Here is a 24,202-nt window from a genome sequence, read left to right as displayed (position 1 = left end):
TCGAAAGTGATATCCGGCATGCCACGCCACACCTACACAATGACAGACGACCCAAATCGAATCCAAGCGGTCGAAAACGTCTTCGAGATCATCGAGAGCGTGGGGGAACTCGAACGGTGTGGGGTCCGCGAGCTCGCCGAGCACATGGACCTCCCGAAGAGCACGGCCCACGTCTACCTCAAAACGCTGGAGGACATCGGATACGTCATCAACCGGGACGGCGAGTACCACCTCAGTCTCCGGTTTCTGAATATCGGCGGCCGGGCCCGACACAACATGAGCCTCTACCAAGAGGGGCGCAGCGAGGTCGACGAGCTGGCCCAGACGACGAGCGAAGTCGCCACCATCGGCTACGAGGAGGACGGCTACCGGGTGATGCTGTATCGGACGGAGCCGACGGGAGCCGTGTTCAACAACGCGCCGACGGGCGAGTACACCCAGATGCACTGGACGGCGCTGGGCAAAGCGATACTGGCACAGAAATCCGACGCGGAGGTCCGGGCGATCGCGGACCGTCACGGGCTCCCGCGGGCGACGGAACACACGATCGTCGATCAAGACGAGCTGCTCGGCGAGATCGAATCCGTCAGATCCCAAGGGTACGCCGTGGAGGACGAAGAGCGCGTCAAGGGGGTCAGGTCGGTCGCCGTCCCGATCGAGAGCAACGGCGAGACGGCCGGCGCCGCGATCTCCGTGGCGGGGCCGAAACACGAGTTCGACGACGATCGCATCCAAGAGGAGTTCCTCCCGGCGCTCCAGAACACCGCCAACGTGGTCGAGCTCAAGACCAAACACTACTGAGCGGATCTTTCCTCTCTCAGGCCGTCGACCCGCCATCGACGTGGATGACCTCGCCCGTGAGATAGTCCGACCGATCCCTCGCGAGAAACGCCGCGAGATCGCTGATATCCTCCGGTTCTCCCAGACGACCGAGCGGCACGCCCGCCGCCCGATCGTCGGCCCACGATGGGTCGCGCTCCCGCACGTCCTCGTTCATCGACGTCTTCGTCGTCCCCGGAGCGATCGCCACCACCGAGACGCCGTCGGGACCGTAATCGACCGCGAGCTGGCGGACCGCGGCGTGGAGGCCGCCCTTGCTGGCGCAGTACGTCGGTAGCTCCGGAACGCCGACCGATCCCGCTTCCGAGGAGACGTGGATGAGCGTTCCCTCCGTCTCCATCAGGGCGGGCAGCAGGTGCTTGCTGACCCGGAGCGCGCCGACGAGGTTCACGTCGATCACCGCCGTCAGGTCGTCCTCGTCCGCCTCGTGCAGTCGCCCGCGTGCGATCGTCCCCGCGCTGTTGACGACGGTGTCGATCGTTCCGAGGGTGTCGACCGCGGTCGTCGCGGCGCGCTCGACGGCCTCGTCGTCCCGCACGTCGCACTCGATCGGAACGCACCGGGTCGGCAGCGACGCCGCGAACTCCTCCAGCGCCGATCCCGACCGGGCGAGGGCGGCGATATCCGCGCCGCGAGCGGCGTACTCCTCGGCGATCGTTCTTCCGATCCCGCGGCTCGCTCCGACGACGAACGCGTTCGTATCGTCGAGGTCTCCAGACATCGAATTCACGTCCGATCTCCTGTCAAATAACTTCTCGGGTTCCCCGGTGAGAGATGCCGTCGGCCACGGTCGTAGCGTCGGAACCGCGTCCCGACAGGGCGAGAGGGTCGGTGGTATCCTGTTCCCGATACAATCGCCCGACTGATCCGGACGCTGTGCCGAGGAGCACTGACTGTCCACCCCTATGGGCACTGCACCTTCTGGCTCCTCCGGGTGTCTCGATCCGCGTCCAACAAAACTAGACGCCGAAACGTTCGCTCGACCACTACAGCTGTTTTCAAGACCGTGCGTGCCACGTGTACATTTAACAAGGATCCGGGTGGCGAGGTATCGCGGCAACGCATCTCTTTACATCGGTAACTCTGTAATACGTCCATCAGTCGACCTGCAGCAGCTCCCCCGATCCACGTCCACTATTGGTGGACGATCCGATTGGCCGGCGGACCAAGTCGGCAGAAATCGATATCAGTCTGCTTCCCGCGGGGCGTACGAGAGCGGAGTCGAGAAAACGGCAGCGTAGACGCCACGTGTGCGTCCCGTCATCGCGCCCGGGAATGCGCGCCACTGCGGGCGAGAACGTGCTCGGGGGAACGGATCCAGAGTGATCATCGCGAGCGAGCCGACCTCCCGTGATGTGCCGCGACCGAACGGCGGATGCCCGCCGTCCACGGTCGATTACCACCGTCACTCGTAGGTGTGGACGGCGCCGGTGGTGTTCGCCTCGATGAAGTCCCAGTCGTACTCCACGCCGAGGCCGGGGCCGTCCGGTACTCCGACGGTGCCATCGTCGTCGACGGTATCGATCATGTCGGAATAGCCGCCGTCGTAGACGGGCGGCTGCGTGTTCTGACAGTGGGGATGGACCAGCGCCATCTCGTAGTAGTTCGAGTTGCGGCAGGCGGCGATACAGTGGCGCTGGGCCGGGCCGGGCGCGTGGAACTCCACGTCGAGGCCGTACGCCTCGGCCATGTGTGCGACCTTCATCGCGCCGGTGATTCCCGCGTCGTACTCGGGGTCCGCGCGGAGGAAGTCCGTGGCCTCGTTGCCCGCGAAGTCCGACTTGACTTCGAGGCCGCGGACGTGTTCGGTCTGGAGGATGGGGGTGTCGAGCTTCCGGGCGAGCTTCCGGTGGGCGTGCTGTGAGATGCCGCCGTCACGGAAGGGATCCTCGTACCAGAAGAATCCCTGCTCGTCGAGCGCGCGGCCGAGTTCCAGCGCGTCCGCGAACGTCTCGAGTTCGCATGCCGGATCGTGCATCAGATCCATCTCGTCGCCGACGCGCTCGCCGACCGCGCGGACGGCTTCTATCTCGCGGGTGAGATCGCGGGACTCGTCGCCGCCGCCCCAGCCGTGGATCTTGAAGCCGCCGAAGCCCCGGTTCAGACAGTCTTCGGCGAAGTCGGCGAACGCCTCGGGCGAGTCGAGCCCGCCCGCCTCGTCGCCGTGGTACGTCGAGGCGTACGCTGGAATGCGTTCGCGGTAGGTGCCGAGCAGTTCGTGGATGGGTGCGTCGTAGTACTTGCCCGCGAAGTCCCACAGCGCGATGTCGATGGGGCCCATCCCCATCCGGTCGTACTTCCGCAGGGCGCGCTTGATCTCCGACCAGTGCTTCTCGCGCTTTAGCGGATTCTTGCCGATTAGGTACTTCGCGATGATGTTGTACTGGGCCGCCGCCGGGGAGTTCCCGCCGACGTACTCGCCGACGATCCCTTCATCGGTGTGGATCTTCACGCCGAACAGTTTCCGGTAGGTCGTTTCGCCGGGCTCGTACACCAAGTTGAACCCGTGTTTGTCGGTCCCAACGTCTTCGAGCGGGTACTCGAACTCGCGGCTCTCGATCCTCGTTATTGTCGGTGCCATGGCCCGATGTTCCGCGGAGCGGATAATAAAACTGTCCACCGACCGACGCGTGACGAGGACGGCGCGGGACGAGAACGCGAGACGACGGCGGCGGCCCTCAACGCAGGTCGACCGTCTCGTCGGTCTCCGAGGCCTCGTAGACGGCCTCGATCGCCTCGATGTCGACGAGGCCGTGCTCGCCGTCCGGGTACGGTTCCTCGCCCGCGAGCAGGCAGTGGGCGAAGTACTCGAACTCCTCTTCCATCTGGTCGACCTGCTCGAAGTCGACGTCGAACGTCGTGCCGCCCCGGGAGACGGTGAGCGCGCGGTCGTCCCACGGGTAGAAGGCGGGGTCGATCCGCAGGCGGCCCTCCGTTCCGATGACGGAGATGTGACTCGCCATGTAGGCGTTCTGGCTCGCGGTACAGACCGCGTAGACGTGGCCCGGAAAGTCCAGCTGGAACGCGGCGTGTTCGTCCGGCACGTCCGCGAACGCCTCATTCACGGAGGCGACCGTGCCGCGGACACCGACCGGGTCCTCGCCGAGCAGGAACCGGCTCGTATTGATGGGGTACAGACCGATGTCCATGACCGCGCAGCCGCCCGAGAGCTCGCCGTCGAGCCGCCACTGGTCGGGATCGGGCACTAGGTCGAGGATCGGCTCGGTCATATTCCCGTTGACGAAGACGGGGTCGCCGACGACGCCCTCGTCGAGCAGCTCCTTCGCGCGGCGGACCGCCGGTTCGGTGTGCATCCGGTAAGCGATCATCAGCGTCGCGTCGTGCTCGTCGCAGACCTCGACCATCCGCTCGGCGCGCTCGACGGTCGCCTCCATGGGCTTCTCGCAGAGGATCGCCTTGTCCAGTTCGGCGGCCGTCTCGACGAATGGGTGATGGCGCGCGTTCGGCGTGACGACGTAGACGGCGTCGTACGCGTCGCCGGCTGCCCCCTCGTGGAACTCGTCGTAAGTGATCGCGTGCTCGACGGTCGGCGTCGACGACGCCACGTCGGCAGCCTTCTCGCGGTCGCCGCTGACCAGTACGGTCGTCTCGCAGAGATCGCCGTTCGCGACGGCCGGCATCGCCTGCTCGCGGGTCCACCAGCCGACGCCGACCATGGCGAACCGAACCGGGTCGTCGGTTTCGGTGATCTCCTGCCAGTCCCGCCGGGCGAACTCGTCGGCGAGGGCCTCGATCTCCATGCTGGAACCGTCTCGGGCCGGCGTAATAGTCGTTACGTGGAATCGAGCGGAGCGTCGGAACGGGCAGGTGGAGCGGGCGGCGCGGCGCCGGAACGGGATCACGCCGGCCCGCTCCCTCGACCGGACGGCTCCGCGTTCAGTAGCTGTCGTACACCGTCTTGCTGATGGTGTAGAAGTCAAGTCCCGCGTCGCCCTGCTCGCGGTACGTCTCGCTGGAGGAGGCTTTCACGCCGCCGAACGGAACGTGGAGCTCGAGCCCGGTCGTCTTCTCGTTGATCTTCACGACGCCAGCTTCGGCCTCGTCGACGAAACGGTTGGCCTCCGTGTGATCGTCCGTGACGATGCTGGCCGAGAGCCCGTACTCGACGCCGTTGGCGACGTCGAGGGCCTCCTCGTAGCCGCCGACGGGGATGACCGACAGCACCGGGCCGAAGATCTCCTCTTGGGCGATCCGGTAGTCCGGCTCCACGTCCGAGAAGACGGCAGGTTCCACGAAGTACCCCTCACGGTCGAGCGCCGCGCCGCCCGTTTCGAGGGTTGCGCCCTCATCCTCCCCGATCCCGACGTAGTCGACGGTGCTCTCCAGTTCGGACTCGCTGACGTGGGGACCCATGTCCGGGTCGTCCAGACCCGGGCCGGGCTCGATCGCCTCGGCGCGCTCGACGACCGCGTCGACGAACTCGTCGTACACGTCCTCGTACACGATGGCGCGAGAGCAGGCGGTACAGGCCTGTCCCGTGACGCCGAACGCGCCGGACGCGACGATGTCAGCCGCTTCCTCGACGTCGGCGCTGTCGGAGACGACCGTCGGGTTCTTGCCGCCCATCTCCAGCTGAACGCGCTTGCCGTCGTCGGTCGCCGTGTCGTACACGGTGTTGCCGACGGCCGTGCTCCCGGTGAACGAGACGGCGTCGACCTCGGGATGGCTGGCGATGGTATCGCCGACCTCGCTACCCGGACCGGTGACGACGTTCAGGACGCCGTCCGGAAGGCCGGCCTCCTCGAGCGCCGTCGCCATCTCGTGGACCACGCCGGGGGCGAGCGACGCGGGCTTGATGACCGCCGCGTTCCCGGCCGCCAGCGCGGGCGCGATCTTCCACGCGGGGATGGCGATGGGGTAATTCCACGGCGTGATCAGCCCCGCGACGCCGAGCGGCTCGTTTTCCGTGTACAGGTTCGTGTTCCGAGCGCTGGAGCTTTTGACCGTGCCGCCGAGGTCGCTCGCCTTCGCGCCGTAGTAATCGAAGATGTCGATGGCGCGCTGGACCTCGCCGCCTGCCTCGCTGCGGGTCTTTCCTTCTTCGCGGACGAGGAGGTCGGTGAGCTCGTCCTTGCGCTCCGCGAGGAGCGCGCTCGTTCGCGAGAGGATCCGACCGCGCTCGGGTCCGGGTGTCGACCCCCACTCAGCGCTCGCGGCGACGGCGGCCTCGATGGCCGTCTCGGTGTCCGCCGCGTCGGACTGCGGGTAGGTCGCCACCACTTCGTCCGGGTTCGCCGGGTCGCGCGTCTCGAACGTTTCGCCGCTCCGTGCGTCAGTCCACTCTCCGCCGACGTAGTTGCTGTACTCGGTTGGCACACGCTCTAATCAGTTCTATTCGCCTTTAACGTTTTACCCTCACGAGCGATCCGGCGGGAGATTTATGATAGCGAAGGTTCTCTCTCATTCCATGCGATACTACCGGCTCGACGACGGGTCCGACGACAGGCTGATTGCCGACGACGGCGACGCCGCGTACGATCTCACGGCAGTCAAGCCCCGGCTGGACGATTTCGGCGACCTCGCCGCAGCCGCCGACATCGCGGAGACCGGCGTCGACGAGCTAGCCATCCACCTGACAGCGGACGCTCCGGCTATCGACTTCGCGCCGGAGGACGCCGCGCTCCCGATCGTCCCCGAGGAAGTGTGGGCCGCGGGTGTGACCTACGAGATCAGCGAGGAAGCGCGCGAGGCCGAGAGCGGGATGCCCGAAATGTATTTGGACGTTTACGGCGCCGAGCGCCCGGAGATCTTCTTCAAGGCGACGCCGAGCCGGACCGTCGGCCCCGGCGAGGCGATCGGCGTCCGCGGCGACTCCTCGTGGAACGTTCCGGAACCGGAACTCGGAATCGTGCTGTACGACGGCGAAATTGTCGGCTACACGATCGGTAACGACGTGAGCAGTCGCTCGATCGAGGGCGAGAATCCGCTGTACCTCCCACAGGCGAAGGTGTACGACCGGTGTTGCTCGCTCGGGCCCTGTGTCGTCTCTGCCGAAGCGATCGGCGATCCGCACGACCTGACGATGTCGATGACCATCGACCGCGACGGGGAGACGCTGTACGAAGACGAGACCTCGACGGCGAAGATGGCCAGAACCTGCGAAACGCTCGTCGACTACTGGACCGCACACAACGCGGTCCCGGAGCTGGGGGTCCTACTGACTGGCACATCCCTCGTTCCCGAGGAGGGGTTCACACTGTCACCGGAGGACGAGGTATCGATCTCTATCGAGAGCATTGGACGGCTGGAAAACACCGTTATCGAGGTCTGATAGCGTCTACGGACCGAGATCCCGAGCCGGTCTCACGGAAATCGATCGACTGGGGGATCGAGAGTCCATCATTCTGACGTGATTCTCGCGACGCGATGGCCCTGTAGCTTTGGTTATAAACACGTCTATAGTTTTTCTCGGTTCCGATCACAGCAGTTTAGCGGTGTTTCATGATGGCACGAACAAACCATAATTAGATTGACTAGAGTGTCCAAACTTAAGATAATTTACTATATTTTGCATCATGAGCACTGCAGATTTTAGTCCGAAGGATAGACGACCGAATCTATCGAACTGTGAAACCGTTGATCAGCAGAAAATAGATATAATGCCTTCCTACCTTTTTATTCAAAAATTTATTTTAGGCATATAATAAGGCTTGTGACCGAGGCGATACTCTGCAATGAGGATGTACGTCCATCTCGCTACCGGAAGTAGTCGCTGCCTCATATTGCGATTTGAGGTGCTCTGTGGATTGTTGCATCCAACAAGTGGCATGGAGACCCGACCACCGCGAGTCCAAGAATCATTTAGTACGCCTACTGGAGATCCGGTTATGTGCCGGCAGCTGGCAGCAGATTCCTATTTATTATGAACTGTATGTAAAACCGTTATTTTTGCGGCAGATAGTTGAATCAGTTTCGTGGAGTCTCCTGATTCTCATTCAAAAACTACGTACACGTTTCTATCACGCATAGTAGACGGTGCAGATCGAGTTGAACAACCTAGCGACTCGTCGCCGCGGCTCCTAGGGGGGTTTCAACACGCGTCCTCAACCATCGATACGAATGGATAAACGTTCTATACGATACGGTGGATACTTCGAACCATGACACACGACGAACTCGCCGACGCGAGCGACGCACTCAAAGACGCCAGCGAAGCTGCAGCGACCGACGAACTGCGCGAGCACCTCCACGAGCGCTCGGACGCGCTGGCGACGCTGGCCTCGAAAGACCGCAAGCCCGACCACGGCCGACTGGCCCGCGAGGACGGCGTCCTGCGGGACGTGCTGGACGACAACGACGTGAACGAGGACGTGAGCGAGCACGTCGAGACGGCCCGCGAGAAGATCCGAGAGTTCCGCGAAGATCTGCCCGGCGTCTAAGACACCGACCCGGCCGATTTTTGTCCTAGTGTCGCACCGACCTGTTAGTCGTCAGCGTGGTGTGTGGCCGACTCGTCGCGGAGATCCTCTTCCCGAAGCTCACCGCGGGCGTGCCACGAGCGCGGCCGGCAGGCGACAACAGTCGTCGCCGCGAGAAACACCACGACGATCGCGGTGACGGCCTCGCCCGGAATCTGGCCGATGTCGGCGCTGGCGGGCCACGCGGCGTCGCCAAAGGCCAGCACCCGGAGCAGCCACGCGCCCGAGAGGATGCCAAAGAGCGGCAGGTACACCCGGCGAAGCCGGTGGGAAATCGCCTCCTCGGCGGGAATCTTCAGCGTCGGCCGGCGATAGTCAGCGGCCAGGCGCTCGCGCCAGCCGTCGTTGATCGGTGAGGACGGATCGAGGCCGGGCGCCCAGACGTTCCGCTGGAGGATGCGCACGCGCGAGCGCCACGTCTCGTAGGCGCGATACCGTCGCGCTTCGATCGTCAGGAAGAGCGCGACCGCCGCGTTCCCGATCAGGAGGACGTAGTGGGGGTTGTTCGCGCTGCCGAAAGCCCACGTGAGGATCGCGGCCATCAGCACGACCGCCCAGTTGGTCGTCCGGTCGAGGCGCTCGCGCCAGAGCTTCATGCGGTGGACCTCGCCACGGTAGAGATGTGCGAGTGCCGAACTCGGGCCCATGTCGACATCGAGCAGCCCTCGGCCGACGGCGGGGTCGAAATCGGTTGGCGACTTGGGGTCGGTGTCGTGTGCGGACGCCGCGCCGCCATCGGCGGTTCCGGACGGTGTTTCGGCCTTACCGTCGACTGCTCCCGACTCGACTCCCATGGGATCGATGTTGTTCGGATCGGTGTCGCCGCTCACTGGACGGTCACCGTCGCTTGACGCCGCTGGTCGATCGCTCGCCGCACGGCAGAGGCGGCTAGCTGGTGCTGTTCGGTGCTCGTGGTCGGCATCGTGGAGTCACACTCCGGTACGCGGACGGTTAATGCTTTTGCAAGAACTATACAATACTACCGGCCGGCACAGCAGACCGGAGAAACAGCGCGTGAGTCGGGACGCCCGAGAAGCTCAGCAGACGGGCTTGGGGTTGACGCCCATCGCTTCGAGCTGCTCGGTGTAGGACTCGTAGGCCGCCTGCACGGCGTCTGTCGCCGCGGCGGCGACCGCATCGTCGTCGACAGCGAGGTCGTCGACCAGTTCGAGCACGTCCTCGCGCAGGTCGTCGAGGTCGCCGCCGTAGCCGCGGAACAGCGACGCCGTCTGCGGGTCGGCTTCGCCGACGAAAAAGCCGGTGAGCTGTTCGACGAGCTTGCCCGCCACGAGCGTGTGGCCGAGCAGGCCACCGAGGCGCGCGGCGGCGTCGTCGGCGTCGCGGAGCTGTTCGTGTAGCGCCGGGACCGCGTCGGGGTCGTGCTCGCCGAGCTTGTCGAGCACCTGCTCGTAGTGGTCTGCGGTCAGTTGGGCGGCCTCGTCGTAGCAGTCGCGCTCGTCGTCGCCGTCCGCTTCGGGCACCCACGCGGCGACCGTCTCGCTGGCGGCGTGGGCGCGGTCGGCCGCGGCGGTGAGAACGGCTTGTTCTTCCATCTCGCCGCTGGTGATCGCGTACAGCGCCTTCGAGGAGCCGAGTCGTGAAAGGGCGGTCTCGTTGTCGTCGCGGACAGTATCGAGTAGGTCGGACATGTGGTGTTGTAGGCGAAGTGGGTGTTTGTAAGCGTCGTTGTGTGCGGAGGTGGTTGACAGTCAGAGGGAGCAGAAGCACAGCCGATTCGGTGCCCCAAAAGGCCAGATCGCAAACTGCGATTGGTACCATTTTCCCGGTCCCGAAGGAGGTGGCTCTTAGATTCTGTAATCGGTGGCGATCAGATCGGACAACCCGAAGAGGAGGACATCATCACGCGTTTCTGCGACGCGTTCGAGGTCATCAGTGTATCCGGAGCGGCTGAAAAGAACGTACAGCGGTTCCCCGTCTGCTGGTTTTTCTGCCCACCTGACTTCCGATGCTGTCCGTTCGAGATCCGCGAGAACACCTTCGCTCACGGGGTGAGATGTGAACTTACATTCTCCAGCGACAAGTCCTTCACCTGTAAGGCCGAGAACGTCCAGCTCGTGTTCCTTGAACCACCACCGCCCTACCTCACGGAATCGTCGGTCGACGAGATTCGGCAGCGCTCGTTGACACAGTCGTTCGAACAGCGGACTCACGTAGTCCGCTAGTTCGGGCACAACGAGTTCGTCGTACGCGTCTTCGTCGAGCATGCGAAGCTGGTCTTGATTACCATAGACGAATCGGAACCAGAACCGGAACAGCGGCGCGGCAATTCGGTATCGGCCGCGTTTCGATGCTGTCGGCGATTCCGTCACGGGGATGTGACGTTCGACGAGGCGAAGTCGACGGAGCTTCTGGAGATACGTACTGAGTGAGCTGGACTCGACACCGGCCATGCCAGCGATTTCGTTCGGCGTGCGACGCCCGTGAGCGAGCGCGCGGAGGATGCTGAAGTACGTGTTTGGTTGTCGAAGTTCGGTACGGAGGAGGAACTCAGGTTCGGAATACAGGAGTCCACGCTCCGAAAGGATCGCTTGCTGCACATTCGTTCCTAACGGCTGGTCGGGATCGATGGTCTGGAGGTAGTACGGTGTACCGCCGTAGATCGACCACGCAGTGATGGCGGTTTCGGGGTCGTAGTCCGGAAAGAACTGGTGGGAGTCGGCTACAGAGAGGGGTTTGAGATCAATCGTCGCCGTCCGCCGGCCGTACAGCGGTGCACTCCCGGAAAGAACCTTGTCCTCCATGACGCTGATCGAGGACCCAACGAGCACGATGGTCATCCCCGTTTCCTGCAATTTCATGTCCCAGACGCGCTGAATCCGGGATGGAAGGGATTCGTCCTCCTCGATGAGGAACGGAAACTCGTCGATGACTACGGTAGCGTCTTGCTCGCCGAGCGCTTCTAGAAGTAGTTCCCAGTCTCGGCGGACATTGCGCAACGAAGGGAACTGTGCGGTGGCAGCGTCGATAAATTGTTCGAGCTGATTTTGTGCGGTGGACTCGACTGCTTGGTAGTAGACAGCGTCGTCCCGATCAGCGATGGACTGTCGGACGAGTTCGCTCTTGCCGAGACGACGGCGTCCGTAGATCACGACGAAGTCCGCCGTTCCGGACTCGTAGCAGTCCGTGAGTTGCTCGAGTTCGAGATCCCGATCGACGAATTGCTCCATACGTCTGGTACCATCTCCACACAAATAGAACTCTCCATTTCGGAAATTGTGATTTCCGAAATCGTGATTTCTTATCTGGGGACGGCCGAGCGGGCTCGGTGGGGACCGAACACGCGTGAGGAAGAGTTCGTCCTCTTCTCGAAGAGCGGCTTCGTCGACGGACTCGCCGACGATCTCGGCGACAACCGGTCGCTGTTCGGTCTCGAAGAACTGGACAAACTTCTCGTCCCGAGCTCGTAGAAGCAGTGGGGATTCAGCGAAAGGCGAAGCCTTTCGAGGCCTCGATAGAGCTCCGCTCTATCGGTGGCCCCACCCTCACGGACCGAGGCGCGTATGCGCCGAGGGAGTAGGGTGGGGTAGTTTACTCGCTCGATGCCGCCGCGGCCTCCTCGTCAACCTCACCGGTCAGGCGCCGTTCGGCTTCGTCGCGGTCCTCGGGATAGCCGATGTCCAGTCGCCAGCCGTCGAGGCCGATCGCGTCGATCGTGCGCCCGCTGGCCAGCAGGAGGTCGACCGCCTCACTGATCTCGTACTCGCCGCGATTCGAGGGCTGGACGAGGTGACAGGCGTGGAAGATCGCGGGCGTGAACGTGTAGAAGCCAGTCATCACGAGGTTCGTCGGCGGCTCCTCGGGTTTCTCGATCACGTCGGTGATCTCGCCGTAGTCGTTCGTGTCACAGACGCCGTAGCGGGAGGCCTCCTCCATGGGCACCTCCTCGACGAGGAAGGCGGCGTCGGCGCGGTCCTCGTTGTGCCGGCGCACGACATCCTGGAGGTTCGCGTCGAAGATATTGTCGCCCAGCATCAACATGAAGTCCTGATCGACGTGTTCCTCGGCAGTGAGCAGCGCGTGGGCGAGGCCCTGCTGTTCGCGCTGGTGGGTGTAGGTGATCGGCACCCCGCGGAACTCGTCGTCGTAGTGCTGGATGATCTTCTCTTTTTTGTAGCCGACGACGACGATCAACTCCTCGGCGCCGAGTTCGACCAACTGCTCGAAGCAGTGGGTGAGGATGGGTTCGCCGGCGACCTCGACCATCCCCTTCGGTTTGTCTTCGGTCAGCGGCCGCAGGCGAGTGCCTTCGCCAGCGGCGAGAACGACTGCTTGCATGCGTTGTTGTCCCTCAGTCAGCTTTGACATCCTCCCCGCACTAAAGTGCGAAGGTTCCCGACCGCGTTGGGATATTACGGTTCGCGGTTCACGGCCTGTTCTCGCGGGACGAAACTGCCCTCGCTACGGTCGAACAGGTGAACCGCTGGCTGTGCCAACCAGCCGTTATCCCTATCACCGCCATCCGTGGCGAGACTCGGGAGTACCTTTTGTCGAATATTCTCCGCGCCGTTCACGTCTGCGTTCGAAACCGTACCGCACGCGTCACACACGTACAGTCCACGCTCCACACGCTGGTTGTCATCCGTGTGACCACATGCTGAACACGACTTCGATGTGTCGCGTTCCGACACCAACTCCACGTCGATGCCCTCGGCTTCTGCTTTGTAGCCGAGAAGCGTCGTGAAGCGGTCGAACGCCCACCCATGCAAGTCGAGATTCCCGTGGTCGCCCCAATTCCGAGGTTCGCCGTTTTCATCGTCCTCACGGATGCCGCCGAGGTCGCCCACGACAAGTGTACCAACACCTCGTTCGACACACTCCTCTACGATTGATTTCGAGAGTGCGTGCAAGAAGTGCGTCCGACGACCAGTTCTCGTCCGATCAAGACGAGTAGCCTCACGGGACGAGGAATCGTCGCATTTGGCTTTCTGCTTCGTGAAGTAGTATTCGTCCTCTTTGAGTGCGCCACCGGGGTACAACACCGACTCACCGCCGAACGAGACGGCGGCGACGTTGCAAATCCCGAGGTCAACACCTGCCACTTCATCACCCGGCGGTTCCGGGTCGATGGTGGTGCGACAGACGAACTGTAGCCGCCACTCGTCGCGCTTGTAGACGGTGCGAACCTGTTGAATGTCCCACTCGGACAGGTCAACATCTGGGCGAGTCTGGTACTCACAGAGGATGAAGTCCGAACGATGTTCTTTGAGGTTTCGTCCTTTCGAGAGGCGAACGCGGGTGAACTGTGCGTCGTGCTTGAAGCCAGCCGCTTTGAACGACACGGTTGAACGCGGGTGGGAGTCTCCGTGTTTGCGGTAGCCGGGCGGTCGGGCACGGTCATCGCCGTTCCGACGCTTGCCGAACCAGCCGGTGAACGCTTCAGCGAGTTCTTCGAGAACGCGCTGACTGGATTGAGAATGTAAGTCCGTGTAGCGGTCGTGGCGTTTGAGTTCGGCTTTGAGTTCCCCATCATCGGGAATATCGCCCGTTTCGTCCCACCGTTCTTGTGCGTAGTAGCGACCGACGTTCCAGAGTTTTGAGGCGGCCCATCCGAGTTGGTCGAGGTCGTCACAAACCTGTTGCTGGTTCGTGATTGTGGCCTCGAAGGTTCGGATGGTTCGACTCATTTTCTGGCTTCATAACTGGTTATGAACGGTGGTATCTTGATACAGTCGGTTGGCGTGAAATATCCGGCCTTGCCATCGACGGTGGGTTGTGTAGGAGTTGTCGGCTGTATCCTCGCCCTGAAGAGCGGGGTTTTAGCCTTGCAACTTCCATAAAGTCATTTCGTGTCGCTGGAATTATGTGAGGTAGAGACCAGATCTCCCACACGACGAACAGCAGTTTCATCACTTCCAGAGATCCGCGATCCGTGCTTCGATTTCGTCGAGAACAAGCCGCAACACGTCGCGGTGGTCGTTCGGCCACGAAGCGTCCTTGCCGGGCGTCGGCGCGGCAGGAGAGGGATGGAAATGGTCCCGCGAATTGTGGGGGTTCGGATGGCGATCCCAGCGACACTCCCACGAATCATCCGAGGAAACCTCACGGTAGTGGATTTTGAAGTCGTCGTTCGTGTACCAGCGAACGGCTAGACTCGCTTTATCGACGCTCGCGGGGTAGTACGATGCTGCAAGCGAGACGTTGAGCTCCAGATGTCCGTTAGCGTCCGTGATAGTCGCTCGGGAAACTTGGTTCGTGCCTTGGAGACGCGTCTGGAGAAATTCGAGAATCGGACGATCGATCGGCGCGGGGCTCCGACCGTCGCCTGCTGGCGGCACCATTGGACGTGACTACCCAGACACCGGTTCGGTCTCAGTATCAGCGCGTTGCTGTCGGGCGCGTTCGTAGCGTTCGCGCTCCTCTCGAACGGTTGCCCAGTCGGCGAGATCGCCATACACGGCATCGATCGTCCGCTCGTCGCTCGCTTCGGCGGCTGCGACAGCGTCGACTGCCCCTGGCCTCTCGGCGTCGTACGTCTCCTCGTACGCGGTGATCCGGTCGGTTAGGTTCCGGACGCGCTGGCGAAGCGTATCGAGAGTGTGCTCGGCGGCAAGCTGGTTGATCCGTCGCCACTGGAAGTACGCGTCGTTCCGTTCGTAGGTGACCGGAGTGCCGTCATAGCGCGTGACGATCCCGAGATCGCTAAACCAGCCGAGATACTTCCGGGCCGTTTTCGGATCGCAGTCGACCTGATCGGCGATGGCACCCGCCGTCGTCGGCTCGCGGGTCTGGAGGACCGTGCCGTAGATGCGCTGTTCGACATCGTCACCGCGAAATGCATCCTCGAACGGTGGAGGGCCGTCGGAGGCGTCTGTGGCGTCCATACTCGATACTACGCAGCCACAGATATAATTCTTTCTTCGGAGAATAGTTTCCCGAGCCTCTCAGAGACACCTGTCGATCTCCAACGGCACAGAGCGCTATCCAGACGGACAGTACAAATACCAAACCACGGTGCACAACGTTAATGCGCCCGAGCGAACCATCACCGAGCATGAACATCAACGTCGTCGGGAGCGGCTACGTCGGGACGACGCTCGCGGCCTGTCTCGCCGATCTGGGTCACGACGTAACGGCGATCGACATCGACGAAGACGTCGTCGCCGAACTGAACGCGGGGCGAGCGCCGATCCACGAGCCCGGACTGGACGAGCTGGTCGCCGAGCACGCCGGCGAGAACTTGCAGGCGACGACAGCCTACGAGAATGTCGCTGACGCCGAGGCGACGTTCCTCGCCATCCAGACGCCATCGCGCGAGGACGGCAGCATCGACGTGGCGCCGCTGGAAGCGGCCGCCGAGATGACTGGCGAGGCGCTCGCGGACGCCGACAGCGATCATCTGGTGATCGTCAAGAGCACGATCACGCCGCCGAAGGTCGACGAGATTCGGGACGCCGTCGCCGAGGGACTGGGCGAGTCGTCATCGCGCGTCGAGGTGGCGACGAACCCCGAGTTCCTGCGCGAGGGGACTGCAGTTGAGGACTTTCTGGCACCCCAGAAGGTCGTCTTCGGGACTGACTCGGCGTGGGCGACCGATCGGCTGGAGGCCGTGTACGCACCGCTACTTGCCGACCACGACACTCACGTCGTCCAGACGGGCCCCGAGACGGCGACGATGATCAAGTACGCCAACAACGCCTTCTTGGCGACGAAAATCTCGCTGATCAACGACTTGGGGAACGTCTGCAAGGAGTTCGGCATCGACGCCTACGAGGTCGCCGACGCGATCGGTCTCGACGACCGCATCGGCGAGCAGTTCTTGCGTTCGGGCGTCGGCTGGGGCGGGTCGTGTTTTCCCAAAGACGTCGCAGCGATCATCGCCGCGGCGCGGGAGGCCGGCTACGATCCCGCAGTGTTAGACGCCGCCGTCGAGGTCAACGACCGCCAGCCAGAACGACTGCTGGAGTTGCTCGACGAGCACGTCGACGTGGAAGGTAAGCGTGTCGCCGTGCTCGGCCTAGCGTTCAAGCCCGGGACGGACGACACGCGCAACTCGCGGGCGATTCCGGTGATCGAGGGGCTCAAAGAGCGCGGAGCCGACGTGGTAGGGTACGATCCGGTCGCAACCGAGAACATGCGCGAGCAGTTCCCGGAGATCGAGTACGCGGACTCCGCTGGTGAGGCGCTGGAGTGGGCCTCGGGAGCGCTCGTGGTGACCGACTGGGACGAGTTCGCGGCGCTCGACGAAGCGTTCGACGCGATGGAAGAGTCCGTCGTGGTGGATGGGCGGCGTGTCGTGGAGCGCGGTGAGGGGATTACGTATGAAGGGCTGACCTGGTAGTGACGTGAGCTGACCGACTCGCTACACATCACGAAGCCCGAGACTGTACTCGAGGGCGGTATCGACCTCTGCCATCCGGTCATCCGGGATGGAGCCAATCACATCGGAGACGCGATGATCAACCGAGACAGTCCGAATCTGACTACAGACAGCGACTGAATCCTCTCGAAGCGCACACTCGTCGGCAGGAACCAGCACTTCGAACGGATAGAGTTCATCACCGAAAGAGGTCGTGAACGGGACGACAATGGTCGTCGGGGCGTTCTCGTTTCCAACATCGTTCTGGACAACGAGACAGGGGCGCGTACCACGCTGCTCAGATCCTTGCGTTGGGTCTAGCTCGACAATGGCAATATCGCCACGGTGAACGTGCATCGAAACCACTACCACTCCGGCACGTCGCCGAGGGTGTCGTTAGCTTCCTGAGAGACATCAGCCATCTCGTCGGCCAGCGCTTGGTGCTGTTCGGCACGACGACGGTATCCCTCTGCGAGGTCCTCACGTGAAACCGGTTTCTCGATGACGATCTGTCCTGATTCCTTTCGGATCGTGACTTCGTCGCCGCCGTGGAGACCAAATTCCTCGCGGAACTCTTTCGGAAGGGTCACTTGACCGCGTTCGCCGACTGTACGTTTCTCTGCGCCGGGCATACATACTCATATCATATCCATACTCTTAGCGCTGTCGGCATCACTCGAAGTCGCGTTCGAACGCGTCGATCTCGAAGACGAGCCACACGTTGCCGATAAGATCATCGAAGCGCTAGAGGCGACCGACGACGCCGCCGCGCTGGCTACCGAGACGGACACTCAAACGCCCAGGATGAATTCGGGAGCGGACTGAGTCCATATATTGCTTCGTTGTCAGTGGGCGTCGCGTAAGCGAAAGGACCATGGGCGCCGCCTATAACCTTTCGTAGCAATGCCACCGGAGGCCGGCCAGTCCCAGACGGACCGTGAGGCCGTCCACTCGTTCCTCGATGATCGACCCGACGCCGAAGCGACGCTCGAAGCGATTCTCGATGTCGACGCCGAGCGCGAAACGTGGACGTTCGAGGACATTCCTGCAGACTCGGGAACGTTCGGTGAGCTCGTCTCTCAGGGAATCGTCGAGAAGGCCGACGGCGAGTACCGGCTTGCCGATCGGGACGCCGTCGTCGCCGCGGTGTCCGGGGACGCCGAGACGGTCGAACAGGGTGATTCGTTCTGGGAGAGCTTCGAGTTCAATCTGGACGTTTCCGTCGACCCCCGGGCGATGGCCGGCCTCGCCGGCGCGCTCGTCTTTTTGCTCGTGATGCGAATCACCGCGTACGGGTCGGTGATGCGCGACGAGCACGTCATTTCGCCGGGGAACGACCCCTACTTCTTTCGCTACTGGATGGAGGAGTTGCTCACCCGATCGTCGGGGCCGACCGACTGGGGCGTGATTGCGACCCTTCCCGAAGGGATGGAGGGGACCCGACCGCTCTCGCACGCGACGAACTGGTTCGTCGCCGAGTTGCTAGGCGGTGGACAGCAGGCGGCGACGACCGTCGCGGCGTGGTTGCCCGTCGTCGCCACGCTCGCGCTCGGCGTCGTGCTGTACAAGCTCGCGACCGTGCTGACCGACGATCCACGTGTGGGCATCGCCTCGGTCGCCGTGCTGGCGACGATTCCGGCCCACGCCGTCTATACGGGGATTGGCTTCATAGATCATCAGATCCACCAGTATTTCTGGCTCGGCGTGACGGTGCTGTCGCTGGCGTGGTTGGCGGTCGATCTCCAAGAACGACGCGACGTGAACGCGTCGAACGACGCCGCAATTCGGGCACACCTGAGCGCAGGCTGGACGTGGGTCACTGCTGTAGCGCTCGGGATCGGCGTCGGCTTCTCGGCGCACGCGTGGGGCGGGTCACCGCTCGTGTTCATCCCGCTCGCGGGGTATATCGGTCTCCGCGCGCTGATGGACGCCCGTGCGGACGTGTCGCCGGCAGTGGCGAACATTCCGCTCGTTGTCGGCGTCGGACTGGGAAGCGTGATTTCGTACCTACTGCACGCGCGCTGGGGTTGGCAGGAATCGTTCGCCGCGTACACGCCGCTTCTGGTGTTCGGCGGGACGATCGCGGTGCTCGTGCTGGGCGAGGTCTGGCGTCGCTTCGACTGGCCGCTCAGCGCGCTCGTCGTGCTCGAAGCGGGCGTGGCCGGCGCGGGGCTGTGGTTGTTCCGACGACTGCGCCCCGAGGACGTAGCGCAGTTGCAAACTCGTGTCGACGATCTGTTCTTCCGTGACGGGATGACCGAGGCGAACTCGCTGTTCGCTGCCGAATACGGGTTCGTCTTCGGGCCACTGACCCAGACCGGGCTTGCATTCTACCTCGCGCTGGTGCCGTTGGGCTGGGCGACGTGGGTCGCGTATCGGCGCTACGAACCCGGGTGGCTGTTGATGGCGGTGTGTACCTGGTACTTCACCGCGCTCGCAGGAATTCAGATGCGGTTTACCGGGCAGTTAGCGCTGTTCGTCTCGGTGCTGGGGGGCCTCGGGCTGGTGTACGTGCTGTCGGCGGTCGATTTGGCTCGGACGCCGCTTCCGTTTCAAGAGGAAGGCCCGGATACAGGATCGTTACTTGGATCGGGGACAGCTGACGGACGGCGCTCGATCTCGGTTGGGGTGCCAGACGACCAGGCACAGTTATCTTATCTGGTCGGTATCTTCGTGTTGTTCGCCGGGCTGGGAATGGTGTTAGTTCCCTCGCTGGTCAGCCAAGTGACCTACAGCGATGCCGAGTATCAGGCTGCGGTGGCGATGGACGAGCATGCGGAGAGTACAAACCGGACGTATCCTGAAAACTACGTGCTGAGCGAGTGGGATGAGAACAGGATGTTCAATTACGTGGTCAATGGGGAGGCTGAGACGTATGGGTACGCCGAGCGAAACTACGACGACTTCTGGGCGAGCAAAAGTCTGGATCAGTGGTACGAACAGTCCGAAAGGAAGATAGGATATATCGTAGTCACTGGTGAAGTGGAATCATCGGCAATTGGTGGGCAGAGTACCAACGGCGGAGAGTCAACAGACACGAACCATCAACAAATATTCATTAGCGAAAATCGAGAAGTGGCGGTATACGCAGTGAGACAGCAAGAATGAGTTTGCAGTTGTCAGTCTATGTCCAGTAGCTTATTATAAACCAATTAATAAACAAGAGATATGAAATCTGCACTTTCCGGGTCAAGATCAATAATAGGCCAAGACCTATTACCAAGTCAAATCACAGTATCGACAAAGGACATCATTGTTTCTTCTGTGGCACTGGTCGTACTGCTTAATATTCTTGCGCCAGCAGTTGCAGTGTTCTCGCCGATCCCACTTCTCGTCTCGGTTGGGATCGTGATGTGCGCATACTTCGCTTTCATTATTATCAACGGGAGTATTGGAGAAGGTATCGTTAGCGCGGCCGTCGTTTTAACAACGTACAGCGCTGATGTGCCGGTACTTTCTGGACCGGGAGGCGCGGAGTTCGGAATCCTGCTGGCAGATCTTGTGATCTTCCCCTGTATTGTTGGACTGCTCTATGTGGAACGACATGACCTCAGTTTCGGGGCGTATAGCAAGTACACGGCTGGAGCACTGTCATTTTTTGTTTTTTGGTCATATATATCAGCCGCAATTTCTAACGGCCCATCATCTGTGAACGCCATCGCCTTCTCATTGTCAGTTACAAGATATTTATTCTACTTCATCTTCGCGGCTCTACTCATCCGATGGGTTTCAGTACTTGACGCGATATACCCGCTCCTCGTGGCTACCGCCGGGCACACCGTCGTAGCGATCGCGGAATCGCATCGCGGGAAGGCATACGGATTTACGCGACTCGGTGATGCTACAGGCAGCCCTCTTGGAGAATTTGACCTCTGGTTTGTCGAATTTACGTCTGGACTCTTTGCCGGGGGATTCAGCGGATCGTCGCGAATTCTAATTTCGCTATTACTTATCGTAACGCCACTCGCAGTTGCCGTCACAATAGCTGAAGAACGTACTCGGCTGCTAAAATTCGCCGCACTGGCTTTTCCTCCATTCACTATAGTAATGGTGCAGATCAGTGATACTGATGCTGGGCTCGGTGCAATGATTCTCGTATTTGGCTTGATCATCATATTCAGTGGATATTCGTTATTTGTCAGAGGCAATAGGCGGTTTAAGACATCAGTGTACGGAACAGTTTCAGGGATCGCTTTGACACTCCTGTTGTTTATGTTGGGTAGAGAAAAAAGCCCAACCGGTCGGCAGAGCGGTTCCGCGGGAGTGGGTGCTGGGACGACGAATCAGTCGGACGGTTCGCCAACCAACGGCTCATCCTCAACTGGGCCAACCAACGGCTCATCCTCAACTGGGCCAACCAACGGCTCATCCTCAACTGGGCCAACCAACGGCTCATCCTCAACTGGGCCAACCAACGGCTCATCCTCAACTGGGCCAACCAACGGCTCATCCTCAACTGGGCCAACCAACGGCTCATCCTCAACTGGGCCAACCAACGGCTCATCGGAAGGTGGAGGAAATCAGATAGGAGCTGATTCCTCACCAACAGGACTTCAGAAAGAAATTCTGGAACTCTTCCAAGGCATTCCTGGATTCCAGTCGAACACTCTTCTGATACGCCTCCAACAGTACGCCGCAGCGGTTGATCTCGGGGCTCAGTACCCGCTCTTTGGGATCGGTGGCTGGAATTTCGTGATGGTTTCAGAATCATATGGGTTTGATAAGCCAAGAGTAATCCACAACACCTACTTAGCACACCTTGCCGAGGTCGGCATTCTTGGTGCTCTCGCATTCGTTATCTCAGTCACTCTCCCGATCATAATTGCGATCCAGTTATCACAAGAGTCCGAGGCGAGCGATGCGTTTCTCTGGTGGTCGTTCGCGTTTGGGTTGCTTGCATTCCACGCGTACGCATTCTGGACATCGATTTATCATAGTGCAGTCGCTTACAGCGTGCTCTGGCTCTTGAACGGCATAATTGTCGGCGCGAAGTATCACGACACGAGTGTTGTCTCACGAGGTGGACGAGCCGACACTGAATAGCAAGCGTTAGGTGGATTGCTCGGCACGAAATCGCCATGTCGAGCGATTCTTCGTCAGTGAACACCTCGCTACGAGAAATTCTCAGAGGTGGATCTATATTCGTACTTGCAAAGGTGATTACGAACGCCGCAGGCTTCCTGCTTAATTGGGTTCTCATCCAGGCGCTTGGCACGGCACTGTATGGAATCTACGCATATGCGCGACTGATTACAGCTACGACAATGACGATCACCGCTGCAGGAATGGACAAGGGAGTGCTCAAGTACGTTCCCGCAAACGCTGACGACGAGCGACGAGATCAGATCGTAAGCGTCGCTCTCGGGACTGTGTTTGTGTTTAGCGTTCTGATTGCGGTCTGCCTATATCTCTTCGCACCAATCATCAACCAACTTACACTACAGAATAATCTGTTGCCTGATGTCCTCCAAATCCTTGCCATCACAGTCCCATTTTACACACTCACGACGCTGCTAGGCGCAGTGTTTCGGAGTATGACGATTGTTGAGTACGACGCACTCTTGTCGAAGGTGTTCCCTCGCATTGCTCGTTTACTCGCAGCGGTGGTAGGACTGCTCCTCGGATATACGCTTGTTGAAACTGTCGTCGCGCTGGCAGTGGCGAGTGCTCTCGTCTTCGCAGTTGCAGTCACAGTGTTTCTCGCTAAGACGGACATCAGAGCACGGACGGGAATAGAACGAGAAACTGCGTTCAGTCTATACAACTTCTCGTTCCCGTTGATGTTTTCGCGGGCTGGGACGTTTCTATACAAACGGATCGACGTTTTCATGGTTGGTATCTTTTTGACATCAGCTGATGTTGGGATCTACAATATCGCGGCGCTACTTGCAACTGCAATCGTGATCCCGCTTAGCGGGATCAATCAGCTGTTCCCACCTATCGCATCTGAATTATATACGAATGGAAAAATCGACCGGCTCGAATCGGTGTATCAGATTGTGACTCGCTGGGCGTTTACGATTGCGGCCTTTGGTGCAGCCCTTCTCGTCGTTCACCGGACTACAGTGCTTTCGCTGTTCGGAGACGAGGTCACCGCTGCGACAGCCTTGTTTTCGCTGCTCGTGTTAGGTCATCTCGTGAATGCGACAGCAGGCCCTAGCAATTACGTGCTAATGATGGCCGACCATCAGTACCTCACGATGATTAATCAGTGGGCGTTCGGTCTGCTCAACGTAGCACTCAATTATGTTTTGCTCACTCAGTTCGGACTGATCGGGGCTGCTATCGGGACGATGACGAGCCTGTCACTTCTTAATGTCGTTCGAGTCATACAAGTATGGTATCTTGAGAAGATCGTGCCGTACTCTTGGCAATTTGCTAAGCCGATCGCCGCTTGCATCATAGCAACGCTCCTGATGGTGATGGTCAAGCCGTTGTTTACCGGGTACTCACAACTACTGTTCGGTGGAACTGTTGGTGGAGTAACGTTCTTACTCTTACTATATGTGTTTGGAATAGAAGAAGAGGACGAATCGTTTGTCAGAGAAGAGATAATCAACTAAATACGAGAAGCACAGGATTCAGGTGTGGACAAAAATAGTACTGACTAATGAAGATCCCGGATCGATACTCCCTCGAAAACCTTCTCACAGCTTTGAAACGGCCGTCACTTGTGCTGTCTGAAGCAAATGCTCTCGGCACCAAATTGAATATCAACCTTCAAGATAAGCTTAACTACCCGAGTGGAACTGATATCCCGGGACGCGATTGGGACAATCTCATTATTTTGGATGGTTGTCGCTACGACATGTATGCCGAACACTGCAATATCGAGGGGGAACTAGAAAAGTGCCGTTCCTCGGGGAGTGAAAGCTGGGAGTTCCTCCAGAATAACTTCCAAGGAGAGCAACACCACGATACGGTGTACGTGACAGCGAACCCTCACGCGCCCAAGCTTGACTCGGACACGTTCCACGCAGTCGAAAATCTCCTCGATGAATACTGGGACGCGGAGCACCAAACAGTGCGCCCAGAGGACGTCGCCGACGCCGCGATTGAAATATACCAAGAGTATCCAGACAAGCGGTTGATCGTCCACTTCATGCAGCCACACTTCCCGTTCATCGGAGATACCGGAGACGACCTGGAGCACAAAGGGATCGATCTCCACCGCGAAGGACGAGAAAGCACTGACGCACAAGTGTGGATGAATTTGAAGTACAATCGGGCGGACAAAGAATTAGTCTGGAAAGCGTACCGTGAAAATCTCGAAGTGGTGCTCCCTCACGCAGAGCGTGTTATGGAGTCAATTCCTGGTAAAACCGTGATTACGTCTGATCACGGGAATCTTCTCGGAGAGCGAACTGGACCAATCCCAGCTCGGGGATACGGCCATCCTCGCGGGTTACACGCCGAGGAATTGCGTGAAGTTCCGTGGCACGTCATCGAATCATCGGAGCGACGGTCGATCACCGCTGACCCACCGGTGAACAGTGAAGATCTTGACTCCGAAATAGTTGAGCAACGGCTCGATAACCTTGGGTACAAATAAGCAATCGAGACAGAGCAACGATAGCTTCAAGGGCTGTGCCGAGGTCGTGAATAT

The 24,202-nt window shown here is 60.5% G+C and carries 22 protein-coding genes; 9 read left to right on the top strand and 13 right to left on the bottom strand.

Annotated elements, in window-relative coordinates; translation table 11 throughout:
• Positions 1-39 precede the first annotated feature (39 nt).
• Entirely contained in the window at positions 40-801 is a 762-nt protein-coding gene (locus CRO01_RS12080) for an IclR family transcriptional regulator (RefSeq protein WP_097009406.1), read from the top strand.
• 16 nt (positions 802-817) lie between these two features.
• Here the strand turns inward: CRO01_RS12080 and CRO01_RS12075 are convergent, their stop codons facing one another.
• From CRO01_RS12075 to xacF, 4 genes are all read right to left on the bottom strand, one after another.
• Positions 818-1,561, bottom strand: coding sequence for an SDR family NAD(P)-dependent oxidoreductase (locus CRO01_RS12075; RefSeq protein WP_097009405.1), 744 nt, complete (start codon positions 1,559-1,561; stop codon positions 818-820).
• Positions 1,562-2,245: 684 nt separating this feature from the next.
• Complete coding sequence (locus tag CRO01_RS12070; RefSeq protein ID WP_097009404.1) at positions 2,246-3,421, bottom strand: mandelate racemase family protein; 1,176 nt, start codon at positions 3,419-3,421, stop codon at positions 2,246-2,248.
• Between the two features lie 97 nt (positions 3,422-3,518).
• Entirely contained in the window at positions 3,519-4,601 is a 1,083-nt protein-coding gene (gfo6, locus tag CRO01_RS12065; RefSeq protein ID WP_097009403.1) for a D-xylose 1-dehydrogenase Gfo6, read from the bottom strand.
• Positions 4,602-4,737: 136 nt separating this feature from the next.
• The gene (xacF, locus tag CRO01_RS12060) at positions 4,738-6,177 is read right to left on the bottom strand and encodes a 2,5-dioxovalerate dehydrogenase (protein ID WP_097009402.1); all 1,440 of its coding nucleotides are present in this window, start codon (positions 6,175-6,177) and stop codon (positions 4,738-4,740) included.
• A gap of 91 nt (positions 6,178-6,268) precedes the next feature.
• Here xacF and CRO01_RS12055 point away from each other — a divergent pair, with 91 nt between their 5' ends.
• Positions 6,269-7,132 (top strand): fumarylacetoacetate hydrolase family protein, encoded by an 864-nt coding sequence (locus CRO01_RS12055; RefSeq protein ID WP_097009401.1) that lies wholly within the window; start codon positions 6,269-6,271, stop codon positions 7,130-7,132.
• 829 nt (positions 7,133-7,961) lie between these two features.
• Positions 7,962-8,240 carry a DUF7553 family protein gene (locus CRO01_RS12050; protein WP_097009400.1) on the top strand — a complete coding sequence of 93 codons (279 nt, stop codon included), beginning with the start codon at positions 7,962-7,964 and terminating at the stop codon, positions 8,238-8,240.
• A 44-nt stretch (positions 8,241-8,284) separates the two neighbouring features.
• Here CRO01_RS12050 and CRO01_RS12045 read toward each other — a convergent pair whose 3' ends face one another.
• The 3 genes from CRO01_RS12045 to CRO01_RS12035 form a co-directional block, all read right to left on the bottom strand.
• On the bottom strand, positions 8,285-9,109 hold the full coding sequence (locus tag CRO01_RS12045) for a DUF2270 domain-containing protein (RefSeq protein ID WP_245838543.1): 825 nt from the start codon (positions 9,107-9,109) through the stop codon (positions 8,285-8,287).
• A 207-nt stretch (positions 9,110-9,316) separates the two neighbouring features.
• Complete coding sequence (locus tag CRO01_RS12040; protein ID WP_097009399.1) at positions 9,317-9,928, bottom strand: rubrerythrin family protein; 612 nt, start codon at positions 9,926-9,928, stop codon at positions 9,317-9,319.
• A gap of 156 nt (positions 9,929-10,084) precedes the next feature.
• Positions 10,085-11,467 (bottom strand): ATP-binding protein, encoded by a 1,383-nt coding sequence (locus CRO01_RS12035; protein WP_097009398.1) that lies wholly within the window; start codon positions 11,465-11,467, stop codon positions 10,085-10,087.
• A gap of 63 nt (positions 11,468-11,530) precedes the next feature.
• Here CRO01_RS12035 and CRO01_RS12030 point away from each other — a divergent pair, with 63 nt between their 5' ends.
• Entirely contained in the window at positions 11,531-11,707 is a 177-nt protein-coding gene (locus tag CRO01_RS12030; RefSeq protein WP_218839189.1) for a hypothetical protein, read from the top strand.
• Between the two features lie 121 nt (positions 11,708-11,828).
• On the opposite strand, the gene aglF is transcribed toward CRO01_RS12030, so the two are convergent.
• From aglF to CRO01_RS12010, 4 genes are all read right to left on the bottom strand, one after another.
• Positions 11,829-12,575 (bottom strand): UTP--glucose-1-phosphate uridylyltransferase AglF, encoded by a 747-nt coding sequence (gene aglF, locus CRO01_RS12025; protein ID WP_097009397.1) that lies wholly within the window; start codon positions 12,573-12,575, stop codon positions 11,829-11,831.
• 74 nt (positions 12,576-12,649) lie between these two features.
• Positions 12,650-13,924 carry an RNA-guided endonuclease InsQ/TnpB family protein gene (locus CRO01_RS12020; RefSeq protein ID WP_097009396.1) on the bottom strand — a complete coding sequence of 425 codons (1,275 nt, stop codon included), beginning with the start codon at positions 13,922-13,924 and terminating at the stop codon, positions 12,650-12,652.
• Between the two features lie 222 nt (positions 13,925-14,146).
• Entirely contained in the window at positions 14,147-14,578 is a 432-nt protein-coding gene (locus CRO01_RS12015) for a hypothetical protein (protein ID WP_097009395.1), read from the bottom strand.
• A gap of 9 nt (positions 14,579-14,587) precedes the next feature.
• On the bottom strand, positions 14,588-15,121 hold the full coding sequence (locus CRO01_RS12010) for a DUF7342 family protein (protein WP_097009394.1): 534 nt from the start codon (positions 15,119-15,121) through the stop codon (positions 14,588-14,590).
• Between the two features lie 170 nt (positions 15,122-15,291).
• Between CRO01_RS12010 and aglM the strand changes: the two genes are divergently transcribed.
• Complete coding sequence (gene aglM, locus CRO01_RS12005) at positions 15,292-16,578, top strand: UDP-glucose 6-dehydrogenase AglM (protein ID WP_097009393.1); 1,287 nt, start codon at positions 15,292-15,294, stop codon at positions 16,576-16,578.
• Between the two features lie 21 nt (positions 16,579-16,599).
• Here aglM and CRO01_RS12000 read toward each other — a convergent pair whose 3' ends face one another.
• Complete coding sequence (locus CRO01_RS12000; protein WP_097009662.1) at positions 16,600-16,953, bottom strand: type II toxin-antitoxin system PemK/MazF family toxin; 354 nt, start codon at positions 16,951-16,953, stop codon at positions 16,600-16,602.
• Between the two features lie 8 nt (positions 16,954-16,961).
• On the bottom strand, positions 16,962-17,228 hold the full coding sequence (locus tag CRO01_RS11995; protein ID WP_097009392.1) for an AbrB/MazE/SpoVT family DNA-binding domain-containing protein: 267 nt from the start codon (positions 17,226-17,228) through the stop codon (positions 16,962-16,964).
• A 271-nt stretch (positions 17,229-17,499) separates the two neighbouring features.
• Here CRO01_RS11995 and CRO01_RS11990 point away from each other — a divergent pair, with 271 nt between their 5' ends.
• Genes CRO01_RS11990 through CRO01_RS11975 form a run of 4 tightly spaced genes read left to right on the top strand, consistent with a single transcriptional unit; the run spans position 17,500 to position 24,148 of the window.
• On the top strand, positions 17,500-19,704 hold the full coding sequence (locus CRO01_RS11990; protein WP_097009391.1) for an MFS transporter: 2,205 nt from the start codon (positions 17,500-17,502) through the stop codon (positions 19,702-19,704).
• A gap of 60 nt (positions 19,705-19,764) precedes the next feature.
• Positions 19,765-21,639, top strand: coding sequence for an O-antigen ligase family protein (locus CRO01_RS11985; protein WP_097009390.1), 1,875 nt, complete (start codon positions 19,765-19,767; stop codon positions 21,637-21,639).
• A gap of 35 nt (positions 21,640-21,674) precedes the next feature.
• Entirely contained in the window at positions 21,675-23,159 is a 1,485-nt protein-coding gene (locus CRO01_RS11980; RefSeq protein ID WP_097009389.1) for a flippase, read from the top strand.
• A gap of 47 nt (positions 23,160-23,206) precedes the next feature.
• Positions 23,207-24,148 (top strand): hypothetical protein, encoded by a 942-nt coding sequence (locus tag CRO01_RS11975; RefSeq protein WP_097009388.1) that lies wholly within the window; start codon positions 23,207-23,209, stop codon positions 24,146-24,148.
• Positions 24,149-24,202: the final 54 nt, after the last annotated feature.

The sequence above is a fragment of the Natronoarchaeum philippinense genome, from assembly GCF_900215575.1.
Classification (GTDB): Archaea; Halobacteriota; Halobacteria; order Halobacteriales; family Natronoarchaeaceae; genus Natronoarchaeum; species Natronoarchaeum philippinense.
Note: the sequence above shows the minus strand (reverse complement) of the source record. Positions and strands in the feature narration are given on the sequence as shown.

Excerpts from the sequence above, each read along its gene's own strand:
- CRO01_RS12080 (WP_097009406.1), top strand. The coding sequence starts at position 40 with ATGACAGACGACCCAAATCGAATCCAAGCGGTCGAAAACGTCTTCGAG.
- CRO01_RS12075 (WP_097009405.1), bottom strand. The coding sequence starts at position 1,561 with ATGTCTGGAGACCTCGACGATACGAACGCGTTCGTCGTCGGAGCGAGC.
- CRO01_RS12070 (WP_097009404.1), bottom strand. The coding sequence starts at position 3,421 with ATGGCACCGACAATAACGAGGATCGAGAGCCGCGAGTTCGAGTACCCG.
- gfo6 (WP_097009403.1), bottom strand. The coding sequence starts at position 4,601 with ATGGAGATCGAGGCCCTCGCCGACGAGTTCGCCCGGCGGGACTGGCAG.
- CRO01_RS12055 (WP_097009401.1), top strand. The coding sequence starts at position 6,269 with ATGCGATACTACCGGCTCGACGACGGGTCCGACGACAGGCTGATTGCC.
- CRO01_RS12050 (WP_097009400.1), top strand. The coding sequence starts at position 7,962 with ATGACACACGACGAACTCGCCGACGCGAGCGACGCACTCAAAGACGCC.
- CRO01_RS12040 (WP_097009399.1), bottom strand. The coding sequence starts at position 9,928 with ATGTCCGACCTACTCGATACTGTCCGCGACGACAACGAGACCGCCCTT.
- CRO01_RS12035 (WP_097009398.1), bottom strand. The coding sequence starts at position 11,467 with ATGGAGCAATTCGTCGATCGGGATCTCGAACTCGAGCAACTCACGGAC.
- aglF (WP_097009397.1), bottom strand. The coding sequence starts at position 12,575 with ATGCAAGCAGTCGTTCTCGCCGCTGGCGAAGGCACTCGCCTGCGGCCG.
- CRO01_RS12020 (WP_097009396.1), bottom strand. The coding sequence starts at position 13,924 with ATGAGTCGAACCATCCGAACCTTCGAGGCCACAATCACGAACCAGCAA.
- CRO01_RS12015 (WP_097009395.1), bottom strand. The coding sequence starts at position 14,578 with ATGGTGCCGCCAGCAGGCGACGGTCGGAGCCCCGCGCCGATCGATCGT.
- CRO01_RS12010 (WP_097009394.1), bottom strand. The coding sequence starts at position 15,121 with ATGGACGCCACAGACGCCTCCGACGGCCCTCCACCGTTCGAGGATGCA.
- aglM (WP_097009393.1), top strand. The coding sequence starts at position 15,292 with ATGAACATCAACGTCGTCGGGAGCGGCTACGTCGGGACGACGCTCGCG.
- CRO01_RS12000 (WP_097009662.1), bottom strand. The coding sequence starts at position 16,953 with ATGCACGTTCACCGTGGCGATATTGCCATTGTCGAGCTAGACCCAACG.
- CRO01_RS11995 (WP_097009392.1), bottom strand. The coding sequence starts at position 17,228 with ATGCCCGGCGCAGAGAAACGTACAGTCGGCGAACGCGGTCAAGTGACC.
- CRO01_RS11990 (WP_097009391.1), top strand. The coding sequence starts at position 17,500 with ATGCCACCGGAGGCCGGCCAGTCCCAGACGGACCGTGAGGCCGTCCAC.
- CRO01_RS11985 (WP_097009390.1), top strand. The coding sequence starts at position 19,765 with ATGAAATCTGCACTTTCCGGGTCAAGATCAATAATAGGCCAAGACCTA.
- CRO01_RS11980 (WP_097009389.1), top strand. The coding sequence starts at position 21,675 with ATGTCGAGCGATTCTTCGTCAGTGAACACCTCGCTACGAGAAATTCTC.
- CRO01_RS11975 (WP_097009388.1), top strand. The coding sequence starts at position 23,207 with ATGAAGATCCCGGATCGATACTCCCTCGAAAACCTTCTCACAGCTTTG.